9 protein-coding genes are annotated in these 13511 nt (G+C 53.0%); 5 read left to right on the top strand and 4 right to left on the bottom strand.

What is annotated here, in order from left to right:
• Position 1: 1 nt before the first annotated feature.
• The gene (locus FAH67_RS09215; protein ID WP_232500795.1) at positions 2–1630 is read right to left on the bottom strand and encodes a site-specific DNA-methyltransferase; all 1629 of its coding nucleotides are present in this window, start codon (positions 1628–1630) and stop codon (positions 2–4) included.
• A gap of 3 nt (positions 1631–1633) precedes the next feature.
• On the opposite strand from FAH67_RS09215, the gene FAH67_RS09210 reads away from it, so the two are divergent.
• Complete coding sequence (locus FAH67_RS09210) at positions 1634–1852, top strand: hypothetical protein (RefSeq protein WP_134982619.1); 219 nt, start codon at positions 1634–1636, stop codon at positions 1850–1852.
• A 276-nt stretch (positions 1853–2128) separates the two neighbouring features.
• On the opposite strand, the gene FAH67_RS09205 is transcribed toward FAH67_RS09210, so the two are convergent.
• Positions 2129–4144, bottom strand: a complete 2016-nt coding sequence (locus tag FAH67_RS09205) for a prolyl oligopeptidase family serine peptidase (protein ID WP_003679649.1) — start codon at positions 4142–4144, stop codon at positions 2129–2131.
• A 102-nt stretch (positions 4145–4246) separates the two neighbouring features.
• Positions 4247–6304 carry a polyphosphate kinase 1 gene (gene ppk1 / locus FAH67_RS09200; protein ID WP_003679650.1) on the bottom strand — a complete coding sequence of 686 codons (2058 nt, stop codon included), beginning with the start codon at positions 6302–6304 and terminating at the stop codon, positions 4247–4249.
• A gap of 208 nt (positions 6305–6512) precedes the next feature.
• Between ppk1 and fabI the strand changes: the two genes are divergently transcribed.
• Together fabI and mscL are read left to right on the top strand one after the other, a co-directional pair.
• Positions 6513–7301 carry an enoyl-ACP reductase FabI gene (fabI, locus tag FAH67_RS09190; RefSeq protein ID WP_003679651.1) on the top strand — a complete coding sequence of 263 codons (789 nt, stop codon included), beginning with the start codon at positions 6513–6515 and terminating at the stop codon, positions 7299–7301.
• Positions 7302–7748: 447 nt separating this feature from the next.
• Positions 7749–8192 (top strand): large conductance mechanosensitive channel protein MscL, encoded by a 444-nt coding sequence (mscL, locus tag FAH67_RS09185; RefSeq protein WP_003679653.1) that lies wholly within the window; start codon positions 7749–7751, stop codon positions 8190–8192.
• A gap of 255 nt (positions 8193–8447) precedes the next feature.
• On the opposite strand, the gene FAH67_RS09180 is transcribed toward mscL, so the two are convergent.
• Complete coding sequence (locus FAH67_RS09180; RefSeq protein WP_039863586.1) at positions 8448–11330, bottom strand: Rne/Rng family ribonuclease; 2883 nt, start codon at positions 11328–11330, stop codon at positions 8448–8450.
• Positions 11331–11845: 515 nt separating this feature from the next.
• On the opposite strand from FAH67_RS09180, the gene FAH67_RS09175 reads away from it, so the two are divergent.
• The gene (locus tag FAH67_RS09175) at positions 11846–12832 is read left to right on the top strand and encodes an RluA family pseudouridine synthase (RefSeq protein ID WP_003679658.1); all 987 of its coding nucleotides are present in this window, start codon (positions 11846–11848) and stop codon (positions 12830–12832) included.
• Between the two features lie 10 nt (positions 12833–12842).
• Positions 12843–13493: an HAD-IA family hydrolase gene (locus FAH67_RS09170; protein WP_003679659.1), complete on the top strand. Its 651-nt coding sequence runs from the start codon at positions 12843–12845 to the stop codon at positions 13491–13493.
• Positions 13494–13511: the final 18 nt, after the last annotated feature.

The raw sequence follows: 13511 nt of genomic DNA, 5'->3' as shown, positions 1-13511 counted from the left end.
CCTACACACACTCAAACATCACACCCGCATCCTTCATCTGCAACACAGTATTGCTTTTGAGCGCGTCGTCGTCGTCGAACAGCCTGTCCAATGCCGCCACCTTGACGGGATTCTTCTCCAGCACGGCATCAATCAAACCTTGATCCACGCGTTTCAGTAAGAAAGCGTACAGCCCGCCCGTATCTTCGTCTTCCACGAAATACACGTCGTCTGAAAACGAAACCTTGCAAGTCAACTTCAAACCCATACGCAGCATCAATTCGTAGAGCAGATTTTCAGACGACGTTTCAGACAGCACGGAATCGATATTCAACGACAATTCGCGTTGCAGGGCTTCCGTATCGGACTGCTCGGGCTGCCGCCATTGTTTGAAACCGCTTTCGGCAAGTTTGAAAACTTTAAAGCCCGTATCCACGTTTTGACCGCTTTGAAGGCCGTCTGAAATCTGCCTGCCCGCGCGGCGGATGCGTTCTTTGGCAATTTCGGCAATCGTGTTGAAACCCGCCTTGCGCGCTTCGGACTTTTCGTCGGTTTCTTCGGGGAGCTGGGCACAGATGAAACGGCGGCTGCCGCCGTCTTCGGCATTCAGTTGCATCACGGCGTGGGCGGTAGTGCCGGAGCCGGAGAAGAAGTCTAGGATGAGGCCGTCTGAAACATGGAGGATTTGTAGCAGATATTTAATCAGGGACGATGGTTTGGGAAAATCAAACAGCTTGCCTTCAAACAGTTCGGTAATTTCTTTTGTACCGTTAAGTGACATGCCGACACTTTCAGGCAGCCTTGTGCTGACTGCCTTGCGCCCGAAACGTTCCCCGGCTTTCCCCATATCGTCATCTTTGAAATAACGCATAACAGGATTTTTGATTTTAAGAAAGTCATAATCATCGGGAAAAACGATTTTCCCCGCATCGTAATACTCTTGAAATGTTTCTTCCGTAATCGCCCATGTCCTTAATGGATTTGCCGGATATTCTTTCCCGTTTCTTGGATTGATCATAGTGAAAAAACTGTTTGGGCGTTCTGCGGCACTCGTCTGTTTTGTCAAATCATGCGTCCGCCACGGGCGATTCGGGAAATCATCGGTTTCAAAATATCTGCGTTCTTCCGCATCGATACTGGCAATAAAGGCATTACTGCGGGCATAGGCAAGCAGATATTCATAATCGGCGGAAACGCCGAACGGCACGTCCGATTTTGCCGTGCGTTTGCGCCAAGGAAACTGACCAACAAAATTCTCCACCCCAAACACTTCATCACACAACAATTTCAACTGCGCCTGTTCGTTGTCGTCAATGCTGATAAAAATCACGCCGTCTTCGCGCAGCAGAGTTTTCGCCAGATGCAGGCGCGGCAGCATCATGGAGAGCCAGTTGCTGTGGTAATGGCCGCTGTCTTTGCCGTTTTTGCGCCACGCGCCTTGGAATACGCCGTCGCGCTTCAGGTAGCCCGCGTCGTCGGTATCGCCCACGCGTCGGGCGTATTCATCGCGGCTTTCGGAGAATTTGTCGGGATAGATAAAGGAATCGCTGCCAGTATTGTAGGGCGGGTCAATGTAAATCATCTTCACGCTACCGGCGTAGGATTTTTGCAGAATTTTCAGTGCTTCGAGGTTTTCGGCTTCGATAAACACGTTTTGCGTGCCGTCGAAATCTACGGATTCTTCTTTGCAGGGGGTAAGCGTGCGGGAAGTAGGGCTTTGCAGGTTGAGATAGGCGGCGGTTTTACCCGCCCAATCGAGTTGATAACGTTCGCCCGCACCGGCAAGGTTTTCTGCGCCGAGAACGAGTTTGAGCTTCTCAAAGTCGATTTGGTCTTCGCAAAAGACTTCAGGAAAGAGTTGTTTGAGTTTTAATATGTTGTTTTGTTTGAAATTATTTTCTAGATCGTGTATAATTTCGGTTCGGTTCGGTTCGGTTCGGTTCGGTTCGGTTCGGTTGCCATAATTGCGTCTTCCATCAATGATTACTTACAAAGTGTCCATTTTATCGGGATATATTGAAAGTTAAAAGAAAAGAAGGCCGTCTGGAAAACTTTAATATTCGTTTTTCAGACGGCCTTCTTTTCACTTGCCGAAACAAGAGTATTTTGTTTCTCAAATTTACAAAACGGTCAGTCCTGCTGCTTGCTTCTACCCCAAAAACTCTTTCAAAAACAGCAAGACGCAGGCAAGTTCGTCGGCGGATTCGCGTTGGGTGCCGTTGCCGGTATGGCCGCCGCTGTCAGGAGAGTAGAGCCAAGATTGCGGCGAGGTTTCGCGCAGTTTGGCGTAGAACTTGAGCGCGTGGGCAGGATGGACGCGGTCGTCGCTGAGACTGGTGGTAATGAGCGCTGGCGGATAATCGATGCCGTCTGAAAGATTGTGATACGGCGACAATTCGCCCAGCCGGCGTTTGCAGACTTCGTATTTCTGCGGATTGCCGTATTCGTCCGTCCAGCTTGAACCGGCGGAGAGCAGCGGATAACGGATCATGTCGGTCAGCGGCACTTCGCACACCAGCGCGCCTATGCTTTGCGGCTCGCGCACGAAGGCAGCGGCGGTAACCAGGCCGCCGTTGCTGCCGCCTTGCAAACCGATGTGTTTGGGCGAACTCATGCCGCGTTCGGACAAATCGCGCACGACGGCAAGCAAATCATCAACGCTTTTATGTTTGCTGATTCCCTGCGCCGCTTGATGCCAGCGCGGGCCAAATTCGCCGCCGCCGCGTATGTTCGCCAACACAAAGGCATTGCCCTCTTCCAGCCAATATTTGCCGACGCTGCCCAGATAATGCGGCAATTCGGGAATGCCGAAACCGCCGTAGGCATAAACCAAGGTCGGCGTGTCGGGCGTGGCGTTTTTGCCGACGTGGAAATAAGGAATGCGCTCGCCGTCGGCCGAAGTCGTCCAAAACTGCTGCACGTTGATGCCGTCTGAATCAAACTGCTGCGGCTGACGGCGCATGACGGTCAGTTCCATCACGTTCAAATCCAGCGCAAACAGCGTCAGTGGCGTAGTGAAATCGCTGGCGGCAAGGTAAACCACGTCGCCGCCCCACGGTTGGTCGGTCATTTCCAACGCGCCCGAAGGCAGGCGCGGCAGTTCGACTTCCTGCCATTTGCCGTCGGTAAAGCGCCATGCTTTCAGACGGCCTTGTACGTTCTCCAGCAGGCTCGCCACCACAAAACGCTTGGTCGTTTCCACGCTTTCCAATGCCTGCGTTTCATCGGGCGCAAACAAAAGCTGCGCCGCGCCCAATTCGCCGCGGTTCAATTTTACTGCCACCAATGCGCCGCTCGGATAGCTTTGGTTCGCGCGGTGCCAGTCCTTACGCAGCGTCAGCAAAAGATGCCCCGCCAGATAGCCGACCACGTCGCAATCGGCGGGCAGGTTTAACGGTTTCGCCTCGCCTTCGGCCGACACCTGCAAATAGGTTTTGGTGTAAAAACCGTCAGACGCTTCAATCAAATCAATCGGCGAACCTTGCGGATCGAGGTAACGCCACGCGTTCACCATCATCCCGTCTTCGGCAATTTGATACACCGGCAGGCTTTCCTCGAAACTCTTGCCGCGCTCCACCAGCCATACTTCGCGCGGATAGCCCGATTCGGTCAACTGGCGTTCGTCCCAAGCCGGACAGACCCAAACGCTGTTTTCATCGCGCCACGACACATGGTTTTTGCCTGCCGGAAAATGAAAACCGCCTTCTACCAACTCCCCTGCTTCCAAATCCACTTCCAGCGTGTACGCCGTATCGCCGCCCGATTTGCTCAGTGTTAACAACGCGCGGTTGGGCTTTTCCACCAAGTGCGACACGCCGCCCAAATACACATCATCGCCGAGCAATTCATCGAAATCCGCCACTGAAAACAGGATTTTCCACTCAGGATAGCCCGAACGGTAGGTCGCCGCCGTACACACGCGGTACACGCCCTTCGGATATTCTGCGTCCTGATGGAAATGGTACATCCGCGCGCGGTGTTCCTGACAAAACGGAATCTGCCGCGTGTCCTGCAACTGCGCCAAAATACCGTCAGACAATGCGCGCGCCTTGTCGTTTTCTAAAAAACGCGCACGCGTTTCGACATGCGCCGCAGCGGCAAACTCTTGCGTTTCGGGAGATTCGAGGTTTTCAAAATGAAGATAGGAATCGGGGTAAGATTTCATAGGAAAAGGCCGTCTGAAAGATTGGGAAACGGAATTATAACGGTAAAATCAAAAAAGGCCGTCTGAAACCTGCGTTTCAGACGGCCTGAGACATTATTCAACTTAACGTCCGTATATTTTCCACAAACCTTCCTGCAAACCAAACGCAGGCTCGCCGTTTTGCGGCTGGGTGCGGACGTAGCTGCCGTCAGGCTGCATCAGCCAAGCCTGAGTATTGTCTTCCAAGGCCATTTCCAAACCTTCGCGGATCACGCGTTCTTTGAGTTCGGGCGTGGTAATCGGCGTGGCGACTTCAATGCGGCGGAAGAAGTTGCGACCCATCCAGTCGGCGCTGGAGATAAAGGTATCGTCTGCGCCGTTGTTATGGAAGCAATATACGCGCGAGTGTTCGAGTTGGCGGCCGATAATGGAACGGACGCGGATGTTTTCGGACAAGCCTTTTACACCCGGGCGCAAAGTACACATACCGCGCACAATCAGGTCGATTTGCACGCCTGCCGCGCCGGCTTGATACAGCGCATCAATCACACTCGGCTCGATGAGGGAGTTCATCTTGGCGGTAATCCGCGCCGGTTTGCCGGCTTTGGCGTGTTCAGTTTCCTGCTTGATGCGGTCGATGACCATTTTGTGCAGGGTAAACGGGCTTTGATAGAGCTTGTTCAGACGACCCGGCTTGCCCAAGCCTGTGATTTCCATAAACAGAATGTTCACATCGGCAGTGATTTGTTCGTCGGCGGTAATGATGCCGAAGTCGGTGTAGATGCGCGATGTACCTTGGTGGTAGTTGCCGGTACCGAGGTGTGCATAACGCTTGAGCACGCCGTCTTCGCGGCGGATAACCAAAGCCATTTTGGCATGAACTTTGTAGCCAAATACGCCGTACACAACGTGTGCGCCCGCCTCTTCAAGCTGTTTCGCCCAGTTGACGTTGTTGGCTTCGTCAAAACGCGCCATGAGTTCGACGACGACGGTTACTTGCTTGCCCGCCAGTGCGGCCTTCATCAATGCGCGTACAAGCTCAGAATTGCTGCCGGTGCGGTAGATGGTCATTTTAACGGCCAACACATCCGGATCGGCGGCGGCCTCGCGTATCATTTGGACAACAGGATCGAAAGACTGATATGGGTGGTGCAGCAAAATCGGCGACTGTTTGACCAGTTTGAACACGGAGCCGTTTTTGCGCAAGGCTTTCAGACGGCCTGCATTGCGCGGAGGGAACTTCAAATCCGGCCTGTCCACCAAATCGGGGACGGCATTGAGGCGCACCAAATTGACTGGCCCTTTGACCTGATACAGCTCGGCAGAAGTCAGCTTGAACTGGGCAAGCAGGAAGTCGTGAATATGCGCCGGACAAGTATCCGCCACTTCCAAGCGCACGCCGTCGCCGTATTCGCGGTCGTGCAACTCGTTTTGAATCGCGGCACGCAGGTTTTTCAAATCTTCTTCATCGACCGTCAAATCACTGTCGCGCGTGAGGCGGAACTGATGGCAGTCTTTAACCTTCATACCGGGAAAGAGTTTGCCGACATGGGCGTGCAAAATCGAAGACAAGAACACAAAGCCTGCATCGCCGCCGCAAATTTCAGACGGCATGGGGACGACGCGCGGCAAAATGCGCGGAGCCTGCACAATCGCCATACCGGACGGACGGCCGAACGCATCCGTGCCTTCGAGTTCGACGGCAAAGTTGAGCGATTTGTTTAACGGGCGAGGAAACGGGTGTGACGGATCAAGGCCGATGGGCGTGAGAATGGGCAACAGCTCGTTATCGAAATAGTTTTCGATCCATTTTTTCTGCGCGGCCGTCCATTTGTGGCGGCGATAGAAATGAATACCGGCACGGCTGAGTGCAGGCTGCAATACTTTGTTAAACAAATCGTACTGCTCGCGGATCAAGGCCTGTGCCTCTTTCGCCACCGCTTCGATGGTTTCGGCAGCGGTTTTGCCGTTGTCGAGCGGCTGATGCGGGCGCAATTTATTTTCGCGTTTCAACCACGCCATGCGCACTTCAAAAAATTCGTCCAAATTGGAAGACACGATGCACAGGAAACGCAAACGTTCCAACAAAGGAACTTTCGTATCCTGCGCCTGAGCCAGTACGCGGCGGTTAAACGCCAACAGGCTGAGTTCTCGGCAAAGAATGCGGTTTTGCTCGGGCATAGTTCACTCCTGAAACATCGGTCATTAACACCATCAAGTATAACGTTTTGCCGCCGTTCCGTCAGGTTTCAGACGCCCTCGGCAGACAACCTCATCTCTATTTGAGGCAAGACAAAGTGTTATCCGTTGTTTTCTATACTGAAACAGCGGTTTTTGCTATAATGCGCCGTTTAATGCAACCGCAATACCACTGCTAAAGGATAAGAAAATGGGCTTTTTGCAAGGCAAAAAAATTCTGATTACCGGCATGATCTCCGAGCGTTCCATCGCTTACGGCATTGCCAAAGCCTGCCGCGAACAAGGCGCGGAATTGGCATTTACTTATGTTGTCGACAAACTGGAAGAGCGCGTCCGTAAAATGGCGGCCGAACTCGGCTCCGAACTCGTGTTCCGCTGCGACGTTGCCAGCGACGACGAAATCAACCAAGTTTTCGTTGACTTGGGCAAACACTGGGACGGCTTGGACGGCCTCGTTCACTCTATCGGCTTCGCCCCTAAAGAAGCTTTGAGCGGCGACTTCCTCGACAGCATCAGCCGCGAAGCGTTCAACACCGCTCACGAAATCTCCGCATACAGCCTGCCTGCACTGGCAAAAGCCGCCCGTCCGATGATGCAGGGACGCAACGCCGCAATCGTTGCCCTGAGCTACTTGGGCGCCGTTCGTGCTATTCCTAACTACAATGTTATGGGCATGGCCAAAGCCAGCCTCGAAGCCGGCATCCGCTTCACTGCCGCCTGCCTGGGCAAAGAAGGCATCCGCTGCAACGGCATCTCCGCTGGCCCGATCAAAACCCTGGCCGCTTCCGGCATCGCCGATTTCAGCAAACTCTTGGGCCACGTCGCTTCCCACAACCCATTGGGCCGCAACGTGACCACCGAAGAAGTCGGCAACACAGCCGCCTTCCTGCTGTCCGATCTTGCTTCCGGCATCACCGGCGAGATTACTTACGTTGACGGCGGTTACAGCATCAACGCACTGAACGACGAAGAGAACTAAACAGTTTTCGCGCAAAACGCACTTTCATGGTGAAAGTGCGTTTTTTATGGCCATTACATTATGGTTTGAATGACGGCATAACCGATCAGGCCGTCTGAAATTCAAATACACGAATGACACATGATTGTCGTACGCTTCGGCGCATTATGTTACCAACATGACAACATTATCATTTCATCTCATTTAAATATAAGATAGAGTATTGATTCTAAAGATAACATTCATATTATCTGATACTTAGCCACTGATAAAAAGTGGAGTAAAAAAGTAACAGAAAATTTTTAGACGGCCTGTTTTTCATACAGAACGCATAGAAGCAGGGCATTTTTGGCATAAAATACAAAATTTAACATTAGTGAATTTTTCTTAACTGATGAAACTTTAAGATGCCTGCCGATTAATTGAATCACATCTGATTTTGACTCAAACACATACAGGAGATTAATTATGTCAATCGCTTCAGAATTTAAAGAGTTTGTTATGCGCGGCAACGTTATCGACCTCGCAGTCGGTATGGTTGTCGGTACAGCATTCAGCGGCATCGTCAAATCATTGGTTGACGATGTAATCATGCCTCCTATCGGTCTATTGATCGGCGGCGTTGATTTCTCCAACCTGTTCATTACACTGAAAGACGGCGCACAAGCCGCTCCTGCAGAAGGTTATGCCAACCTGGCAGCCGCTCAAGCAGCCGGTGCCGTTACTTTGAACATCGGTCTGTTTATCAACACTGTTATCAGCTTCCTGATTATTGCCGCTGCCATCTTCTGCGTTGTTAAAGCCATCAACACTGTGAAAAAAGCCGACGCTCCTGCCGAAGAAGCTCCTGCAGAGCCTAGCGAAGAAGTTCTGTTGCTGCGCGAAATCCGTGACTCTCTGAACAAAAACTAATCACAATACCTAAACATACACGCACAAACCAAGGCCGTCTGAAACCATTTCAGACGGCCTTCTCTCATGCCAATCTATTTCGTTAAGTCCTTCCCATTGAAAGAATCACGCCCTTCCCTTTCTCAGCAATCTATCCTGCTTTTTCAACCATGAATTAACGCTCATGGTAAACACAAAGAAAATGAGCAGCGCATCTCCTTGCCAATAAAAAAGCCCGATGCGTTCAACATCGGGCTTTTAACTGGAAAACCAATCTTAGTCTTGGCGTGTTTCCACCAAAATCATTTCGACTGCTACGTCTTCCACTTCTACTTTAGGCACATCCGAACGGCGTGTTTTAGCAACCGGTTCAGGTTGTGGCTGCGCGGCAAAAACGGCAACGGCTTGCGGATCGGTTTCAACGAAGATCAAATCGCCCAAGCTCTCAGGCACAACGATTGCAACAGGCGCTACTTCGGCTACAGCTTTAGTTTGTGTGGCAACAGTTTCGGTTGGTATTTCAACCGGTGCAACAGTAGCCGTTTCATTCGGAGACAATACTGCAGAAATGGCTTCTTTAACGTTGCTGACGGCAGAAGCAAGCAGGGCTTGTTCGGCATCAGCGCCTTCAGTTTGCGCTACGGCAGGCTCATCTTCGCTTTCAATCGCAAATACGAATGGCTCTGCGCCGGTAACTTCAGGCTCGGATACCACAATCACCAGCGGCTCGGCTTGGTCGCTTTCAAAAGTCAATGTCGCATTTGCAGCTTCACCCGTTTCGTTCAAACCTAAAACATGCGCTACGGCAAAGAGGACTTTGTCGGCAGTATCGGTAATGTTCAGGTATTGCTCGATTTTTGCCGAAGACGGAATATTGCGTTTTTTGCTGTTGGAACGACGGTCGTTGCGGTTGTTGCGCTGACGGTTGTTGCGGTCGCGTCCTTGACGGCCGTTGTTTTTCACACCCTCTTCGCTGCGGGCATTGTCGTCCGCTTCAACTTGCACCTGCTCGCCATCGGCTTGAACGTTCGCGTCCTCAACACGGTTTTCCGCAGGTTGATGACGGTTGCGCTCGTTACGGCTGTTGTTGCGGCGGCGTTTATTGCCGTTTTGTTCCGCTTGGTTTTCAGACGGCATCTCAGCCAGTGCAGCCACTTCTTGAACGTTTACGTCTTCAACCACTTCCTCAACACGGTTGTGCTCGTTGTTGCGATCATCGCGGCGGTTGTTACGGTTGCGGTTGCGACGATTGTCTTTACGCTCGTCGTTGCGGCTTTCGTTTGATTTGTTTTCTTCAAACTTGCTGTCGACAGCTTCGGCATTCACTTCGCGCACTTCGACTTTGCTGCCGTCGTGTTTGTTGTTGCGGCGTGGATTTTGACGGCGGCTGTTTGAACGGCGGTTGCTGTTTTGGCTGCGGTTGTTTGCCGTGCGTTTTTCGGTAGGCTCTGGAGCAACTGCGGCAGGTGCAGGCTCGCCGCCGAAAATGCGTTTCAACCAAGCTTTGAAGCTGTCCCACCAAGAGGTTTTTTTCCCGGGGGCGGCAGTCGGGGCGGGGCTGGTGTGGCGCACGCCTTTGACGGCGGGTTCGGGACGGGCGGCTTTGGCTCTTTCGCCGCCGAACGGTTTGGCGGATTCGTCTTCTTCCGGCTCGGCAACGCGTTTGTAGCTCGGTTCGCCGTCTCCTTCTACGTCGTCGGTGCGGATGCGGTTGATTTCGTAGTGCGGGTTTTCGAGGTGGATGTTCGGAATCAGGACGACGTTGACATCCAAACGCTCTTCCATTGCAAACAGCTCGGCGCGTTTTTCGTTCAGCAGGAAAGTGGCGACATCGACGGGCACTTGGGCGCGCACTTCGCCGGTGTTGTCCTTCATCGCTTCTTCCTGAACCATGCGCAAAACGTGCAGGGCGGTGGATTCGATGCCGCGGATCACGCCGGTGCCGGCGCAGCGCGGACAGGCGACGTGGCTGCTTTCGCCCAAAGCCGGTTTCAGGCGTTGGCGGCTCAATTCCAAAAGTCCGAAACGGGAGAGTTTGCCCATCTGTACGCGGGCGCGGTCTTTTTTGAGCGCGTCGCGCAGGACGTTTTCCACATCGCGCTGGTGCTTGGGATTTTCCATGTCGATGAAGTCGATGACGACCAAGCCGCCCAAGTCGCGCAGGCGCATTTGGCGTGCGACTTCTTCGGCGGCTTCCATATTGGTTTTGAAGGCGGTGTCTTCGATGTCCGCGCCGCGTGTGGCGCGTGCGGAGTTGACATCGATGGAGACGAGGGCTTCGGTATGGTCGATCACGATCGCGCCGCCGGAAGGCAGGCTGACGCTGCGCGAAAACGCGCTTTCGATTTGGTGTTCGATTTGGAAGCGGGAAAACAGCGGCGTGTGGTCTTCGTAGAGTTTCAGACGGCCTATATTACCCGGCATGACGTAGCTCATGAACTCGGAAACTTGGTCGTAAACTTCTTGATTGTCCACCAGAATTTCGCCGATGTCGGGGCGGAAATAGTCTCGAATCGCACGAATCAGCAGTGAGCTTTCCATAAAGAGCAGGTAAGGGTAATGGTGTGCTTTGCCTGCTTCTTCAATGGCTTGCCAGAGTTGTTTGAGGTAGTTCAAGTCCCATTCCAACTCTTCCGCACTGCGGCCGATGCCGGCAGTACGGGCAATGATGCTCATGCCGTTTGGAATGTCGAGTTCGGCCATGGCGGCTTTCAACTCTTGACGCTCTTCGCCTTCGATACGGCGGGATACGCCGCCGCCGCGCGGGTTGTTCGGCATCAATACCAAATAGCGGCCGGCCAGGCTGATGAAAGTGGTCAGCGCCGCGCCTTTGTTGCCGCGTTCGTCTTTTTCGACTTGGACAATGACTTCCATGCCCTCTTTGAGCACGTCCTGAATACGCGCCCTGCCGCCTTCGTAGTCGCGGAAATATGAACGCGATACTTCCTTAAACGGCAAAAAGCCGTGGCGGTCGGTTCCGTAATCGACGAAACACGCTTCCAGCGACGGCTCGATGCGGGTAATGATACCTTTGTAGATATTGCCTTTACGCTGTTCTTTGCCCAGCGTTTCGATGTCCAAGTCCAAAAGGTTTTGGCCATCGACAATGGCAACGCGCAGCTCTTCGGCCTGCGTTGCGTTGAATAACATTCTTTTCATAGTCACCTCGTGAACAGCGGCCGTTTGATTTGTGAATATCTTTTTCAGACGGCCTGTCTGTCCGGTTGGCACTCTTCAAAGGCAAGATGGGAAAATCCCCATGTAACCAGTATTTGATTTGAAATCCGCAAGGTTGCATGCTTGAGCTCAAGCCATGTGCGGACGAATTCGGATAAAGAAGGAAATAAAGAACAATGCGGCGGAAAGGTTGATGGTTCCGCTGCCGTCCGAATGTTGATGCTTCGAACAAAATAAGGCAGCCTACATCTTCTTATTATCGTAGCGCCGGTAATTTCGGACGGTGCTGCGCGGACTGCGTCTTATGCCCGGCCGGACGGCAGGTTCAATTCAAACTTAATTACGGGATTGCGTTTGCCGGCTTTGAACAAACACAAGGAAATGCTTTGCGGAGTGCGTTTTTAATATAAAATCTCGTTTTAACAATAAATCCGTTTCAGACGGCCTGCGACGGCAGGTTTCGGATCCCGAAACGGACGTTTGGGATTATAGAGAAAATGCACGCAATACGCAAAGATTCAGTCAGCCTGATTGCCGTCGCCGAACACGAAGAAGGCCAACGCCTTGATAACTATCTGATAAAAATCCTCAAAGGCGTCCCGAAAAGCCATATCCACCGCATTATCCGCGCCGGCGAAGTGCGGCTGAACAAAAAACGCTGCAAACCCGACAACCGCATTCAGGCAGGCGATACCGTCCGCATTCCGCCGATACGCATCGCCGAAAAACAAAGGCCGTCTGAAAGCCAGGCCGCGCCTGCGCGCGAGTTTGAGATCGTTTACGAAGACGATGCGCTTTTGGTCATCAACAAACCTTCCGGCGTTGCCGTCCACGGCGGTAGCGGCGTGAGCTTCGGCGTCATCGAACAAATCCGCCGCGCCCGTCCCGAAGCGCGTTATCTCGAACTCGTCCACCGCCTCGACAAAGACACCAGCGGCCTTTTGATGATTGCCAAAAAACGCAGCGCCTTGGTGAAACTGCACGAAGCCATCCGCAACGACCATCCGAAAAAAATCTATCTTGCGCTGGGTGTCGGCAGGCTGCCGAACGACCGCTTCCACGTCAAGCTCCCCCTGTTCAAATACACCGGCGCACAAGGCGAAAAAATGGTGCGCGTCAGCGAAGACGGCCAATCCGCCCACACCATCTTCCGCGTGTTAAACCGTTTTTCAGACGGCCTGTTACACCAAGTCGGCCTATCCGACCTAACCTTTGTCGAAGCCACCCTGAAAACCGGCCGCACCCACCAAATCCGCGTCCACCTGCAATCGCAAGACTGCCCTATTGCAGGCGACGAACGTTACGGCGACTATCAGGCCAACAAACGCCTGCAAAAACTTGGTTTGAAAAGAATGTTCCTGCACGCTTCCGAGCTGCACCTCGCCCATCCGCTGACCGGCGAAAAACTGATCCTGAAAGCCCCCCTGCCGCAAGAATTGGCGCAATTTGTTGTAATGTTGGAAAATCAGGAAAAGGCCGTCTGAAAGGAAACCCATGAAACCCAAACTCATTATTTTCGACTGGGACGGCACGCTTGCCGACACCACCAACCCCATCATCCACACCTTTCAGCAAAGCTTTGCCGATTGCGGCCTGCCTGTTCCCGAAGCCGACCAAATCCGTCCGCTCATCGGATACAGCCTCTCCGGCATCATCCGCCGCCTTGCCCACAACGTCAGCGAACACGTTCAGGAAACCCTGATTGAGACCTATGCCGCGCACTACCTCAATCCCAACAATCACAACATGACCCTGTTCCCCGAAGCCCTGCCCTGCCTGCAACGCTTGAAACAACAAGGCTATTGGCTTGCCGTCGCCACCGGCAAAGGCCGAGGCGGCTTGGACAAAGCCATTGCACAAACTGACACCCAAGCCTTTTGGCTGGAAACCGCCTGCGCCGGCGAATATCCGTCCAAACCCGCGCCCGACATGGCACTTGCCCTCTGCGACCGACTGGGTATTGAACCGGAAGAGGCCGTCGTCGTCGGCGACACCACCCACGACCTAGAAATGGCCGCCAATGCCAAAATCCGCGCCATCGCTGTCACCACCGGCGCACATACCGCCCAACAGCTTTCCTCCATGCCCCATGTCGCCATGCTCAACAGCTTGGCCGAATTGCCCGATGTATTGGAAACCTTATAAAAAACTATGCAACATCTA

The organism is Neisseria flavescens (assembly GCF_005221285.1).
Classification (GTDB): domain Bacteria; phylum Pseudomonadota; class Gammaproteobacteria; order Burkholderiales; family Neisseriaceae; genus Neisseria; species Neisseria flavescens.
The sequence above is the reverse complement of the archived record's forward strand: the minus strand, read 5'-3'. Positions and strand labels throughout refer to the sequence as shown.